9 protein-coding genes and 1 pseudogene are annotated in these 14918 nt (G+C 61.1%); 3 read left to right on the top strand and 7 right to left on the bottom strand.

Translation table 11 applies throughout. From position 1 onward, the window contains the following. Positions 1-1136: 1136 nt before the first annotated feature. Positions 1137-1589 (top strand): universal stress protein, encoded by a 453-nt coding sequence (locus CMG77_RS13840; RefSeq protein ID WP_286904854.1) that lies wholly within the window; start codon positions 1137-1139, stop codon positions 1587-1589. A gap of 19 nt (positions 1590-1608) precedes the next feature. On the opposite strand, the gene CMG77_RS13835 is transcribed toward CMG77_RS13840, so the two are convergent. Beyond that, positions 1609-3507 carry an ATP-binding cassette domain-containing protein gene (locus CMG77_RS13835; RefSeq protein WP_286904853.1) on the bottom strand — a complete coding sequence of 633 codons (1899 nt, stop codon included), beginning with the start codon at positions 3505-3507 and terminating at the stop codon, positions 1609-1611. 210 nt (positions 3508-3717) lie between these two features. Here CMG77_RS13835 and CMG77_RS16015 point away from each other — a divergent pair. Continuing rightward, positions 3718-5709, top strand: a pseudogene (locus CMG77_RS16015) (transglycosylase SLT domain-containing protein). An 18-nt stretch (positions 5710-5727) separates the two neighbouring features. On the opposite strand, the gene CMG77_RS13825 reads toward CMG77_RS16015, so the two are convergent. Continuing rightward, positions 5728-6666 (bottom strand): chemotaxis protein, encoded by a 939-nt coding sequence (locus tag CMG77_RS13825; protein ID WP_024460347.1) that lies wholly within the window; start codon positions 6664-6666, stop codon positions 5728-5730. A 209-nt stretch (positions 6667-6875) separates the two neighbouring features. Here CMG77_RS13825 and CMG77_RS13820 point away from each other — a divergent pair, with 209 nt between their 5' ends. Then, complete coding sequence (locus CMG77_RS13820; RefSeq protein ID WP_286807416.1) at positions 6876-8105, top strand: EAL and HDOD domain-containing protein; 1230 nt, start codon at positions 6876-6878, stop codon at positions 8103-8105. A gap of 17 nt (positions 8106-8122) precedes the next feature. Here the strand turns inward: CMG77_RS13820 and CMG77_RS13815 are convergent, their stop codons facing one another. The 5 genes from CMG77_RS13815 to CMG77_RS13805 all read right to left on the bottom strand — a co-directional run bounded on the left by CMG77_RS13815 (position 8123) and on the right by CMG77_RS13805 (position 14912). After that, entirely contained in the window at positions 8123-8368 is a 246-nt protein-coding gene (locus CMG77_RS13815) for a glutaredoxin family protein (RefSeq protein WP_286904850.1), read from the bottom strand. Continuing rightward, complete coding sequence (locus CMG77_RS13810) at positions 8369-9643, bottom strand: DUF5610 domain-containing protein (protein WP_286904848.1); 1275 nt, start codon at positions 9641-9643, stop codon at positions 8369-8371. A 75-nt stretch (positions 9644-9718) separates the two neighbouring features. Next, positions 9719-10576 carry an FHA domain-containing protein gene (locus CMG77_RS16010; RefSeq protein WP_353743499.1) on the bottom strand — a complete coding sequence of 286 codons (858 nt, stop codon included), beginning with the start codon at positions 10574-10576 and terminating at the stop codon, positions 9719-9721. 789 nt (positions 10577-11365) lie between these two features. Continuing rightward, positions 11366-13009: a response regulator gene (locus tag CMG77_RS16005; RefSeq protein WP_353743498.1), complete on the bottom strand. Its 1644-nt coding sequence runs from the start codon at positions 13007-13009 to the stop codon at positions 11366-11368. A gap of 115 nt (positions 13010-13124) precedes the next feature. Further along, a complete protein-coding gene (locus tag CMG77_RS13805) occupies positions 13125-14912 on the bottom strand; it encodes a bifunctional diguanylate cyclase/phosphodiesterase (protein WP_502691931.1) in 1788 nt (595 codons plus the stop codon). Positions 14913-14918 lie beyond the last annotated feature (6 nt).

Here is a 14918-nt window from a genome sequence, read left to right as displayed (position 1 = left end):
CGCGCCATCGCCCGNNGTATCAACCGGGAAATACTGCACCTGCTCGAGCAGATGCTGGAGCTCGAGGNGGGCGACAAAACCCACCTGGAAACCCGNNTNGCCCATGTNCGGGAGCGGGCGGAAGACATGTTGCACGATCAGGAGCCGAGCCACGCCGGCCGCCTGNGGGAGAGCGACGCCGANATGGCGCGCGCCAGGGAGTGCCTGGATCAGGCCGCTCAGGTATTGCGNCGACAGGACAACGAGGGGCGNCTGGAGGGGGGNACNCTCAGTGACTACCTGCTCGANCTGTCCTGGACCCGANTGATGATCGATGTGGTGACCTACATNGCCGAGGGCCACAAGGCGTTACAGCGCGGNGATATCACNACGTCCCAGGCGTATTACAAGCGCGCCCAGGGGCTGCTGATCGGTTCCGATCACCCCTACCCGCAACGCATGGCGATGATCCGGGAGCTCGGGGAGGTGATTCAGGGCAAGCGCAAGGCGCTCAGCCAGGAGCTGATGCCGGAGACGGACTACAACCCCTGAGGGCGGCCAGCGTCTCCTCGACAACCGCGAGCGCCCGGTCACCCCCCGCTTCGGTCCAATAGATCGACCACCCCCCCGGGTCACCACTGAGGGCGCGTACCGAGCGNGGCATTCGGGGCAGACACTCGCGCAAACAGGCTCGCTCAGCGGGCGTCGCTCGGCCCTTTCCCTGCCAGGCCCATACCCCCATAAAATGCGACTCGTGCTCGTAGGCGGCCCGCACCAGCATCCAGTCCCGGGCCGGCCCTCCCCCTTTGGCCGCGGGCTGGCGATAGACCGGCAGTCGCTCCGGTTCACTGAGATCGGTTGCCTGTCTGGGCAAGGCTTCCAGAGTGACCCGCAGGCCTTTTTCGGTCGCCCGCCGACGCACCGCTTCCTGCTGGCGGTCGCGCTCGCTGGGTTGAAGCATCATGACCGGCCCNAGCACCATGGCGAGCACGCCCAGTAAAATGACGACTATCCAGATATTCACCGCTCACACTCCTCCCGGTATTGACTGTTCCACTGATCCCGCTCTTTAAAAGTGCTACTATCAATAGCATCGGAGAGCAAAATATCTCTCCCAGTTACAGGTCGTTCGCCAACCAGTTACGGGACGTCAGATTATGGCAGTTTACAAACATATTATTGCTGGCCTGGACTTGTCCGAGGAGTCGCCCCAGGTTCTGCAGAGAGCCACCGAGCTCGCCCAGGCCTGCCAGGCTACGGTCAGTGTCGCCCATGTCATCGAGCCGCTGACATTCGCCTACGGCGGCGACATGCCCGTGGATCTGTCAGAGGTTCAGGAGCAACTGCAACTCAAAGCCGAACAGGAGCTGCATCGTCTGACCCAGCACGTCGATTTCCCCATTCAGCAGGAACATGTGCTGGTGGGCCAACCGGCCACCGAGTTGCACTATCTCGCCAATCAGGAAGGNGCCGACCTGATCATTGTCGGCAGCCACGGCCGCAAAGGTTTTGCGCTACTGCTCGGNTCCACCTCCAACAGNGTTCTGCACGGTGCCAGTTGCGACGTGCTCGCGGTCCGGGTAGCGGAATCCGACACCCGAGAGACCTGATGTTTGCGCCAGGGCGCTCTCAGGCGCCCTGCATGTCCTCCAGCTCGGCCCAGCGTTCAAAACACGTCTCCAACTCCGCCTCCACATCGGCCAGCGCTTTCAAATGCGCATCCACCTTGTCCTGTGGCTCGCTGTAGAACGCCGGATCCGCGGCCTGCTGCTGCANTGCGTCCAGCCGGGCCTCCAGCGCTTCAATCCGCTCCGGCAACTGATCAAACTCCCGCTGCAGTTTATAGCTGAGCTTTTTGGGCTTGGTCGCCGGCGCNGCCGGGGCCGACGGCGCNGAGGNNGCCCCNNCGGCGGCTGGCTCAGACGGCGCGCTATCATCNGTCCAGCGTCCCCCCTGGCGCAACCAGTCGTCGTAGCCCCCNACNTACTCACGCACCCGNCCGCGCCCCTCAAAGGCGATGACACTGGTGACGATATTGTTGAGGAATGCCCGGTCGTGGCTGACCAGCAATACGGTGCCGTCGTAATCAGTCAGCAAGTCCTCAAGCAGCTCGAGCGTCTCGACATCCAGGTCATTNGTCGGCNCATCCATGACCAGAAGGTTGGCCGGCTTACTGAACAGCTTGGCCAGCAGNACCCGGTTGCGCTCGCCCCCGGACAGCGCACGCAAGGGGGTTCTCGCCCGCTCCCCGGTGAACAGAAAGTCGCCCAGATAGGAAATGATGTGCCGCGACTTGCCNTTGAGCTCGATGAATTCGCGCCCCTCGGCAATATTGTCCACCGCGCTCTGATCGAGGTTAAGCTGTTCCCGCAACTGATCAAAATACGCCACNTGCAACTGGGTACCCAGGCGCACCCGTCCTTCCTGAGGTTCCAGCTCCCCGAGAATCAACTTCAGCAGCGTACTCTTGCCGGCGCCATTGGCACCGATCAGGCCAATACGGTCACCGCGCATGATGACGGAGGAAAANTCCGAGACAATNGCTTTCTCCGGGAAGCCNTAGGACACCTTTTCCAGCTCCGCCACCANCTTGCCGGAACGCTCCCCGGAGCTGACCGAGAACGAGGCCTTGCCCTGNAGCTCCCGGCGCTCATTGCGGGTNTCCCGCATGGCTTTCAGAGCGCGAACCCGTCCTTCGTTGCGGGTGCGGCGCGCCTTNATNCCCTGACGGATCCAGACTTCCTCCTGGGCCAGTTTCTTGTCAAACAGCGCNTTGTGACGCGCCTCTTCCGCCAGAGCCTGCTCCCGGTACTCCANGTACCGGTCGTAANTCCCCGACCAGGTGCGCAAATGCCCCCGATCCAGCTCGGCAATGTCGGTGGCNAGTTTCTGCANCANNGACCGNTCGTGGGTAATGAACACCAGGGCGCCCGGGAANTGGAGCANCTGCTGTTCGAGCCACTCAATGGCGGCAATGTCGAGGTGGTTGGTGGGCTCATCGAGCAGCAGTACNTCNGGCCCGGACACCANCGCCTGAGCCAGNGCCACCCGGCGGCGCCAGCCGCCGGAGAGGTTGGCCATGGCCCAGTCGCCTTCGAGCCCCAGGCGGGTCAGGGTGGTATCCACCTTCTGCTGGAACTGCCAGCCGTCCTGCGCTTCGATCTGCTGTTGCAGGCGCGCCAANTCACTCATATCACTCTCGCCACCGGCGTGGGACAGGTGATGGAATTTCTGNAGCAACTCGCCCACATCCCCCAGCCCCTCGGCCACCAGGTCAAACACGGTTTTGTCATCGGCCTCGGGAAGATCCTGNGCCAACCGCGCCACCTTGACCTCGGGACCCACCTGCACGGTACCGCCATCCAGATCGACCTCACCGGCCAGCACTTTCATCAGGCTGGACTTGCCGGCCCCATTGCGGCCTATCAGGCAGAGTCGGCGACCTTTTTCAACCGACAGGTCAACGCCATCCAGNAGCACTTGCAGGCCATAACTGAGNTGGGCATTTTCTAAGCGAATCAATGACATGGGAACACTTTTTGATGTACTGCACAAAGGGAATAAAAATCCGGTTTTTATCGCGGAACGCCAGTAGCGCGGGCCCCGGGGGCCTGTTATGCTGANCTGACAAGCGCGNGACGGATGGGCATCATACAGCCTTCCTTCNCGNCACAGAAGAATAATCCGGTCAATCCGCGAATTACCGGTTCATGNACGAGAGAATGAGGTAGCAACACCATGTGGTCGCTGCGTATTCGGTCCCACGTCTNCCTGTTCGCCGTTNTTGTCGGCCTGNNCCTGGCNNTACCCAGAGTACTCGCNGCCCCCTCGTCGCAAGACGNCNNCTGGCCGGATNCGACCACNNCAAGCCCGGAGCGNCTGGCCCANCGCCAGANATTTCTGGANGCNNGGGATGCCCTGTCCCGGNGACAGNTGACCCGTTACGANACNCTGCTTGAGCANNTGGAGGGGTANCCCCTCNCCCCCTACCTTACCTANCGGGANCTGACCCGCAANCTGCAGAAAGCTTCCCCCGAGGCGGTCGGGGNNTTTCTNGAGGCCGANTCGGGCTCCTATCTCGCCCATCANCTCCAGCGCCAGTGGTTGCACAGCCTCGCCCGCCAGANNCGCTGGGANCAGTATCTCAGCGATTACCCNGGCNNCCTNGGGGACACCGAGNTGGCCTGCCACGCCCTCCACGCCCGNCTGACCCGGGGCGANAAGAGNGCNCTGGATGAGGTCGAACCCCTNTGGAATGTGGCGCNCTCNCAACCGGAGGCCTGTGACCCGGTATTNGACCNCTGGATGGCNGAAGGACNNCTGACACCGGCCATCACCTGGGAGCGCCATACCAAGGCCATCAAGGNNCGCNCCTACGGCCTGGCCAACTACCTTGCNCGGCAGATGCCGGANAGCTGGCAANGCAAAGCCAGACTCATGCGGGAGGTGAACCGCAACCCCAAGGCGCTCGCCCAGACCGCNCGTTTTCGCGAGCAGTCCGAGGCCATGCAGGACATCATCAGCCANGGCATTCAACGTCTTGCGCGCCGNGANGCNCTTCAGGCTCTNNCGCTCTGGCGNGGTTACGATGCCCAGCANCTGTTTTCCCACNCNGAGCGCCTGGCCACCCAGGANACCATTGCCCAGCGCCTGATNTTCCAGGGCCACCGGGAGCAGGCCGATCAACTGNTGGCNACCGTCCCGGCACTGGGNAATNCNGANCTGNTCGAATCNTTGATTCGNGACGCCCTGGAGCAACTGGACTGGGAGCGNGCCTATACCTGGCTCAACCAGCTNCCCGCCGANGCTCAGGACAGCGAGCGGTGGCGCTACTGGCGCGCCCGGATGATCGAGGAGCTGGCGCTGGAGAACACCGGNCCCGANCCGANAGATCTCTANGCNGCCGTGGCCNCCACCCGGAGCTTTTACGGGTTNCTCTCCGCNGACAAGCTGGGCTTCGAGTACCGNCTNCTGGACCAGCCGGCNCCNGTNTCNGACNCCGTGCTGGCCGANATGGAACAGCACCCGGCGNTGCAGCGCGCCTANGAATGGTTGATGATCGGCGACACCGTNGCGGCCAGCCGCGAGTGGTATTACACNGTACCCGGGCTGGAGCACGAGCGNATCATGGCAGCCGGCAAACTGGCCCAGCGCTGGGGCTGGCACCGCAAAGGCATTCAGGCAATGATCAGNGCTCGTTTCTGGGACGANNTGCAGATGCGCTTTCCCCTCGCCTATCAGGAGCATGTCCAGNCCGCCGCCCGGGANACCGCCATCCACCCTCACCTGCTGTTCGCCATTGCNCGCCAGGAGAGCGCCTTCATGCCCCACGCCCGCTCACCNGCCGGCGCCATGGGGCTNATGCAGCTGATGCCNGCCACCGCTCAGCAGACCGCCCGNANAGCGGGCGTGCCCTACCGGCGNGCCGATCTGCTCAGCCCGGAGAAAAACATCGCNCTGGGGAGCCGTTACCTGAATGAANTGCTGACCGAATTCGGCGGCAANCGGATTCTCGCCACNGCGGCCTACAACGCCGGCCCCTATCGGGTAAANCAATGGTTGCGNGAGAAGACCCACAAGNTGCCCTACGACGTCTGGATTGAAACCATACCGTTTCGGGAAACCCGGGGCTATGTACAGAACGTGCTGTCNTANTCGGTGATTTACGGCTACCGGATGGGAGAGAAAAGTCCCTTCATTACGGCGGAGGAGGCAAGCGCGCCCTTCTGATCGNNCGCGCNNCCGNAATCAGAGGTTCAGGTAGGCTTTCAGCCGGGCCTGAACCACACTGGCCAACTCGTCCGGCGCGAACTTTGACAGAAAGGCATCACAGCCTACCTTGGATACCATCGCCTGATTGAACCCGCCGCTGAGCGAGGTATGCATGACCACATGCAGGTCCCCGAAATCCGCCGACTGACGGATTTCCGCGGTCAGTCGATAACCGTCCATCTCGGGCATCTCCGCGTCGGTGATCAGCATGACCACCTCATCGGTAACCCGCTTGCCTTCGGCAACCCAAGCCTGCAGTTGCCGCAACGCTTTCAGGCCATCCTGCACCGCAATCAGCTCCAGCCCCAGCTCGCTGAGTGTCTCCCGGACCTGAGCGACGGCGGTTGCCGAGTCCTCGGCAAGCAGCACCTTCAGCCCTCGTGCCCTGGCTTCCCGGGCCAGCGTCTGATCCAGCGTCTGCTCGGAGACCGAGGTGTTCAGTTCCGCCACTTCGGCCAGAACCCGCTCGACGTCCAGAATCTCCACCAGCCGGCCGTCCACACGGGTGATTGAGGTCAGGAAGTGACCGCGTCCCGCCCCTTCCGGTGGCGGCAACACCTCCTCCCAGTTCAGGTTGACAATACGGTCTACCGGCCCGGTCATAAAGGCCTGTACCGAGCGGTTGTATTCCGTGACGATCAGGTTCTGCTCGGTGCCCGGCGGCAGAGCCCGGGCACCGATCGCGGCACTCAGATCCAGTACCGGAATTGTCTGTCCGCGCCACTGGGTCACCCCACACACCTGGGAGTGACTGTGAGGCACCCGGCGCAACCGGGGCATTTTGACCACTTCCTGGACCTTGAAGACATTGATTGCGAACAACTGGGCGCCCCCCAATCGGAACAACAGCAGCTCCAACCGGTTTTCGCCCACCAGGCGGGTTCGCTGATCCACGGTACTGAGCAGGTTTGCCATAGTGAAATCCCCGAAAGAAGGCGCGCTTGATTATTGTCTGATGAGCGTTGCAGCGGCGCCGGATATTGCCAGTCTAGCAGAAATGGCGCAATATTCATCAATTTGGCCTGACCCGTTCCCCCTCCCTCCGCTCCCGGCGATTGTGTACAAGGACCGGACCGGGCTAAACTGGCCCACTGGTTCGATTTAAGGATAACGCAGTAGCCCCCATGTCTGAGCTTCTACCGCTGCTGGCGCGGCAACCCATTTTCAACCGTTCCATGCAGGTCGTCGCCTACGAACTGCTGTGTCGCTCGGGCTCCGGGAACCTGGCCTCCTTCACCAATGGTGACTCCGCCAGCTCGCAGGTATTGCTGCACACTTTCACCGATCTCTCGCTGGAAAAAGTGGTCGGCAAACTCAAAGCCTATATCAATTTTACCCGGACCCTGTTGATCACGCCCCCGCCCTTCGACCGCCGCCAGATGGTGGTGGAAGTTCTCGAAGATCAGGTGGTCGATCAGGCACTGCTGACCGGCCTGACGCAGTTGCGCTCCGAGGGCTATACCATTGCCCTGGATGATTTTGTGCTCACCGAGCAGACCCGCCCTCTGCTGGAGTACGCCGATATCGTCAAGCTCGACGTACTGCAACTGTCGGAAACCGAACTGCTGGATCATATCGAACAGCTCAAACCCCTGGGCCTCACTTTACTGGCCGAAAAGGTCGAAACCTACGAAATGCTCGAGCGTTGCCGGGCCCTGGGGTTCGACCTGTTTCAGGGCTATTTCCTCGCGCGTCCGAAAATTCTCTCGGGTCACAAAATCTCGGAAAGCAAGCAGGCCGTTCTGCAACTGCTCGCCGCCCTGCACGATCCCGATGTATCCATTCTGCGCGTCGAGCAGCTGCTCTCCCAGGACCCGGTGCTGAGCTATAAACTGTTGCGCCTGGTCAACTCCGCCGCCTTTGCCCTGCCGCGAACCATCGAGTCCCTGCGCCAGGCCATCACCTTGCTCGGCCTGGACATCATCAAAAACTGGGTCAACCTGTTGGCCATGGCCAACCTAGGCAACAAACCCACCGAACTGAGTGTGGCGGCGCTGACCCGCGCCCGGATGTGCGAGACCCTCGCCAGTGCCATGCAAAGAGAGGCCCGTCAGGATGCGTTCTTCACCGTCGGCCTGCTGTCCACCCTGGATGCGTTCATGGACGTACCGCTCGATGTGCTGTTGGGCAACCTGTCCCTGAGCCCGGAACTGAGCGAGGCCCTGCTACGCCACCAGGGGCACGAGGGACGGATTCTGGATATCGTGGAGCATTATGAGCGGGGTGCCTGGGGGGCGATCGACTGGTCCTATCTGAGCAGCGTGGGCATCACGGCCAGCCAGCTCTCCCAAGCCTACCTGGAAGCCATTCAGTGGGTTTCCGACACCATGGATCAGATCGGGATAAAGCTCTGAGCCGACCGGAGGTCGCACTATCCTTCGAGTAATCCCGTTACCTCACCCGANCTGAAGGGCCAGCCCAGTTCCGCTCCGGAATCGGACCGGGCGACCACTGGAATGCGCGTTCCGTAGCGAGCCATCAGGCTATCCGAGTCCGCTATATCCACCTCTTCCAACCGCCACCCGGTCTGTGTCAGTGCAGGCCAGAGTTCATCTTTGGCCTGTTCGCACAGATGACAGCCGAGGGTGGTGTACAGGATCAGAACCGGTTCCGACAATCAGGCCTCCCCGGACGTATCACCGACATCAGCCGAAGAACGCTGAGGCCGTTCGGCACCCACCGGGTCGGTGGTCAGCGTCTCCAGCATCTCCGCCATGAACCCGCGCAGGGACTGGGCTGGAGTCTCGGTTTGATCAGACGGCAGCATACGCTCGGCGACGTCCAGAAGCAGCGTTTCAGGACCCGCAGACACCCGGGATGCATCGGCCAGCGCTGCCTCCAGGCCCCGGAGAAACTGTCCCAAGGGCGCCAGTCGCTCCTGAAGCCCGGGCCCCTGCTCGGGCTTTCCGGTGCTCCGACCATAAGTTTCACTGACCTGCCGGATTGACGATTGACTCAGATTCAGGGAGAAGCTGGCCACTTGCTCGCGGTCGTAACCGAGCGCCATGGCCGATTCCAGCGCCCCATTCAGATCACCGGAGAAGAACTGTTCGGCCAGACGATCAACGCCACCCAGAAGGGATTCGATCGCGGAACGTTCATCGGCATTCAGATCGCCCTCCACGGACCAACTCAATGACCGGCTGGCCGCTGCGGAAAAGGAGGACCCATTGCCCGACCCACTGAGCGACACAGCGGCACTGCTGTTGGCCTGTATGGCAACGCNGTCCCCCTCGGCGGTCATCAGCTCGAAGCTGAACCGACTGGCGCGGGCCTGTTCATATCGATAGGCGAGCGGTCCCTCGGACCGGGAGGTATTGGCACCATCAGCGCGCTCATCCGACGGGGATTGACCCAGTTGGGATTGACCCAGTTGTTGGTCAACAATCCGCTGCCTGAGGTCTTCGACACCGGCCAACACCCGTTCGCGGGTATCATCGATATCGGCCTGGATTTCGGGGGTAAAGCTCGCCAGGGCTTCCAGTTGCTTCTGCGCCTCGGCAAAGCCCTTTTTGAAGCCCTCCAATCCGGCATCCAGGCGCGCCTGCAGTTGAGCTTCGGTGGCGCCTTCGGCCGCGTCTTTGAGGAGTCGACGTTCGATAAAACCAAGTATATTACCCGCGACTTTTTCGGCGCTCAGGGGCTCAAAGCGGTCGAACGCCTGAGCCGCCCCACCGCGCTTCGAGGCGAGCTTTTCGTAGCCCATGGCCAGGGTCTGCTCGATGGTCTGGAACGCTTTCTGCCGGCGCTCCTCCAGGCTGGAGGTCTCGGCACCCGGGGATCGCTCCGATNCCGTCGCTCCCTGAGAGGCAACCCCACCGTTGCGCCCGGACTGTCCGGGGAGAAGGTCCGCCGGGCGACCGGAGGCACTGTGTATTGAGGAAATGGGCATTGTGCACCTCCCGGGAGGCGAGTGAATTTACGATACGCTTTCCCGCGTATCGGCCGACGCCAGCAAACCTTTAGGTTATTTTTTGANCAACCACACGACAACNACCGCGGCCAGCAGCCCCAGCAGGACCAAGCCTCCGACCCAGCCCCGCTGGCGGGNGGTCCGNTCGGANCCAGCGGTCGACGCCGTCGGCTGAGGCTGAACCNTCNGAGGCTCCTNGGCCGCTTCCCGTCGGGTCGTCTCNTCNACTCTGGGTTTCTGCGCGCTCGNCTTTGNTGNGGGCGCCCTGGNCGGNGCNGTGNTGCGNACGGTGGTTTTCCCGAGATCATCGGAGGGGCCAATGACNCCGAAGCTCAGGGTATCAAAGCGCAGCTCGTCNCCNCGACGAACCCGCGCCTCGGTGACCCGCTCACCATTGAGNAAAGTGCCGTTGGANGAGCCGAGATCCTTCACGTACAGCAGACCATCCAGAATCTGAAGCTGAGCGTGTCGGCGTGACAGGTGTGCGACCGCCAGNTGAATATCACANTCGCTCGAACGCCCCACTACCGTCGTCTCGGCGAGCGGAAATACCCGNGAGCCGAGCGCCGCNCTATTGGGCTTGAGGCTCCACTCGGTAAGCGCCGGCGNGGCCTGGCCAACATCTTTTTTCGGNTCGATGATCTCCAGCTCCAGATCACCNAGGGTTATCCGNTCGCCCTCCTGAAGCCTGCAGCGNTCATCGATGAGTTTGTCATTGACCCGCAATGGCGTTTCCGGNGCNCGGTTTTTGAGAATGAGNCGGTCGGCGCGAACACCGATGACNAACTGCAGGCTGGCCACGCTGGNNTGGTCCAGGATCAGATCGTTGGTGGCTGAACGCCCCACTTTAACTCCCGGTTCTACCAGCCACACGGACTGGTGCTTATTATGTCGGGCTCGAAGTTTCAGCATAGTTATTNTGAATTGCCTGTTAAGGGTTTCAGTGCCCGGCCATCACGGCAGGGTCAGAGTCAGAATGCCACCGCCNAGNGGGCCATCNTTGGCCAGTTTAAGGCTGCCGCGGANGCCGTGAGCGCGATGCAGCTGGACNATCCGGGNCGCAAACAGCAGCCCCAGGTTGGTNCTGCCACTGGANAAAGAAACGCCCGCGTTCATCTCCAGTGGGGCATCCANCATTGACTGGGGGTAACCCTGTCCATCATCGGCAATGNGGATGTCCAGCCCCCGNTCCGTCACCTCNGCGCTGANCAACAGTTGCGAGNGCGAGTANCGNGCACAATTTACCAGAATATTGTTGATCACGCCGCCAAGCAATTCGCTGTCAAAGTACCATTTGAGATCCGGATCACACTTTACNGTCACCTCCAGGNCNCGNGCCTGGAACAGCACATCNTTCCGNTCCACCTGGTCCTCCAGNAGNTCCACCACNTGGTGCTCGTCGACCTGAACCCGCAGCGATTCGTGCTGCATGCGATACAGGGTCAACAGCTGAACNAGCTCNCTGTTGATTCGCGANGCTTCGTAGCCGAGCACAGANAAGGTTTTCCGCTGNGCATCATTTTCNGGCGGGTTNTCCGCCAACATNGACTCCAGNGTATGCAGCAGCATACCCAGCGAGTTTTTCATGTCNTGAACGCTGGAGGCCANTACAAAGCTGAAATCCAGACCNTCNTCTTGTTCGTCCATTGCNCTCCCCTNNTGGGTGTTCAGNNTNTGATNCACCNATGNCACNTCNCACCCTCAACTACCGATTTTGACTTTGTNCTCGACTTGCCGATGCAGATCCTGAAGCTGCCGGAANCGACGGAACTGCTCGTGGTTGGGCAGNATGGTGTCNGTCACAAACTGAAGAGTNACCGACACTTTGGCCAGGTCGCTCTCNTGANCACCTTCCCGNTCGATTTTATCCAGCAACGCNTGNGCGAGGTTAAGNCGNACNCCGATATGTCGCGGNAACTTGCGCAACGCTTCATCGAAGCATTCAATNGNNTCCCGATACTGTTGCTGCTCATAGAAACTGATGCCGCGCTGGTTGATTTCGGCCACCAGCTGCCGGTTTTTATGNCTGACCGGNTCTTCCAGCAGCCGNTCAATTTTTTCCAGNTCACGCTCCTGNCCGGCGTGCAGNGACGTCANCTCCTCCAGCAANTCGCTGGCNTCNGTGGCCCGATCCGTAGCGCGATAGGTCTTCGCNAGCTCNAGCGANGCATCCAGACTCAGGACCAGANCNTCATCCGCCAGCAGCGACTGAGTCTGCTCNAGNAATTGCTCCGCCAGTTTTTTATNGCCCTGNCCCGCNGCGATCTGNGCTTCAATCAACAACGCTTCCGCTTTANGNTCGNTCTGTTTNCCAAACCGCTGCTCGTAATCGCTGAGGGTTTTCAGCGCATCCCGGGCGTATTGNTTGGCCAGNGTTTTGTCTTCGGCGAACAGGGTCGCCGTCGCNCGGGCAAAATCCAGNTGAACNTCGGCCCGGTCATACACCGANTTCTCNCCCAGTCGAACNGCTTTGCGGTANGCCGTTGCNGCGGTAACCACATCGTGGTTTTCCATCGCCGTTTCGGCCAGGGTCTGCTGTCGTAANATCGCNAGCGGAGAGACTTCAACGGCGTGTTCAAGNACNTTCTGNAGACGNTCACGGGCGCCCTGCTCNCGACATATNTGCGCCTGNAGGTCATAGGNCTTCATGAACAANGGNTGNTCCTGCACNGTTTCTTCCAACCATTGCTGCGCCCCCAGAAGNTCNCCNCGCGCGCGCTTGACCTCCGCCATGCCGACCATCGCCCAGTCCAGTGAGCGGTGCTCGAGNGCTTCGCGATANAGCGCCTCGGCGGCATCAACATCNCCCATCTCGAGATACAGNTGNCCGAGCANTTTCTGGCAGTGNGCCGCGAACCGGCCNTCGGAGGCCACTTCTTTGCGACACAGCTGAATGGCGACATCANACTGCTNGCCATTGATGGCCCGATACANNGGTGTCANNTTNTCGCGCCGGGCCATCAGGCGATCGAGNCGCCGCTGCAGGGATCGGGTGGTGATCGGTTTGGCCAGGTATTCNTCCGGCTCCGAGTCGTAGGCGGCCATCACCATACTGCGGCTGGACTCCGCCGAAATCAGGATAAANACNGCCGTGGGATCAAGAATTTTGTGATAGCGAAGATCTTCGAGTACCTGCTGCCCCGTTTTNCCTTTCCCCAGATTGTGGTCNCACAGAATCAGGTCGTACATTTTGGCCTTGCACAGGCGCAGGGCNTCAGCGCCATTGCTGGCGGTATCAATCGAGTTTACGCCCATTTCCTGAAGCATTTTGCTGACGGTCATACGNAAGCTGTCAAAGTCGTCCACAATCAGTGCGTGCAGCTTTTTGTAGCCCGCATAGGCCATAGGGGAGTCTCCGGAACCGAGTCATACAGGGCATCAACGCCTGCNCACAGAATAGCGTATTTACGGAGGGGGNGACAGAAAATCGAGAAAATTCAGGNGTCTGCAGCAGCGCCGGTCATGTGGGCTGGCGCCGGCGGGACTCAAACAGTGAGTTGCCGCCCTGCGCTTTGGCGCTGTGCTTTGCCTCGGCCAGTAACTGAGCCACCTGGTGATGGGTTTTGCAATGTACNGGATCGGGAGTCACACAACCGATNGACAGTGTCAGGGGACCGAAGCGCTGACGCTGGCCAGTGCGATCGTGGCTCCAGTAGTCCCGCTGCTCCGGGGGCATGAGGTCGGCNGCGTCCTCGATGAACTGCGCCAGAATNCGCTGGCAGCGAATGCGCCAATCATCACTGCGAAAGACCACGACAAAATCATCACCACCAACATGTCCGACAAAATCCAGAGCCTCGTGGGCGTGNTTGACCAGAAGCGTCCCCAGCATCAGNATCACATCGTCNCCCANNCCGTAACCGAAGGCATCGTTGAACGGTTTGAACTGGTTGATATCGCAATAGGCGACCGTAAAGGGTCGGGCATCGAGAAGTAGCTGGTCTATCCACTCGTACAGAGGCACGTTCCCCGGGAGCTGGGTCAGCGGNTTGCTGTGTCTCGCGAGCCGCATTTTTTCCTCGGTGATACAGCGCAACAGCCGTCCCACCCGAACGACGCCGGCATAGCGGCCCTCCNGTTCNACCAGCAGATCCACGCTCAGATTCTGCAGGGGGTCCTCCGTGACCATCTGGCCGGCCAGTTTCAGTTCGCAATCAACATCAACCCGGATGGTGCGCTTACANATGAAGGTCGNGATCGGNTTNCCCGCGTGCAGTTCNTANGANTATCGATGCGAGAAGATGTTCAANAGCTCGCTGCGGCTGACCATNCCCAAAGGCCNNCCCTCNTCCACGACCGGNAGNCAGGTCAGTTGCTGATCGGCCCGAAACCGTTCGACCACNGACAGGGTTGAAACCGTTGGCTCGACGGCCTCGGCGTACTGAACAATGTCACCGACCCGCTGNCGGAAGGTGAAGGTGTCGTGCANTCGCGGCCGAAAACCGACCAGNCCCTCNAGCCCCANCATCTGCNTGGGCGGGTGGCTGCAGGGCCTCAGCANCAGGTANCCCTGCACATACTCGACCCCCAGTGCGGCGAGCGTNCGCANNTCCTCTTCGCGCTCGATACCCTCGGCAATCACCCGNTTNCCGAGCCGNTNNGCAATNTCCAGCATGGCGCGCACAAANTCCCGNTTGACCGGATCGGCNTCGATATCGCTGATAAAATGTCGATCAATTTTGACGTAATCGGGATTGAGCTCACTCCAGACCCGCAGCCCCGCGTAGCCGGCGCCCAGATCATCCAGTGCCACCGCGAACCCCTGGTGGCGAAAGTGATCCGTGGCCGCCCGGAGCGAGACAAACTCATCCAGCGGCTGGCGTTCGGTCAATTCAAAGACCACCCGCTCGGGATCCAGGCCGACCCGGGTCAGAATCTCCCGGGTGACCCCNTCCCGGTAGTGCCGGTCGGTAAANCTCAATGGCGACATATTNAGAAACAGCTTACCCGGCAGCGCCTGTGCCACAAANGNCTCGCAGGCCACTTCCCGACAGGCGTATTCCAGNGCNGCCANTTGCTGACTGCACCGGGCCGCGTCAAACAACTGGGCCGGGCTGTGCAGGTCGCTGTCCTCGGGCCCCCGAATNAGCGCNTCGTANCCAACGATCCTGCCACCATCCAGTGCGATGATGGGCTGGAACAGTGGGGTCAGCTGCTTCCGGTCAATCAGGCGTTGCAACGCCTCCGAGGGNGCGGATACCGGGGAANGCNNGCCATTGGCCAGACAGGACGAGANATTGGCAGACATTTCTGC

The sequence above is a fragment of the Marinimicrobium sp. genome (assembly GCF_002695945.1).
Lineage (GTDB): Bacteria > Pseudomonadota > Gammaproteobacteria > Pseudomonadales > Cellvibrionaceae > Marinimicrobium > Marinimicrobium koreense.
The sequence above is the reverse complement of the archived record's forward strand: the minus strand, read 5'-3'. Positions and strand labels throughout refer to the sequence as shown.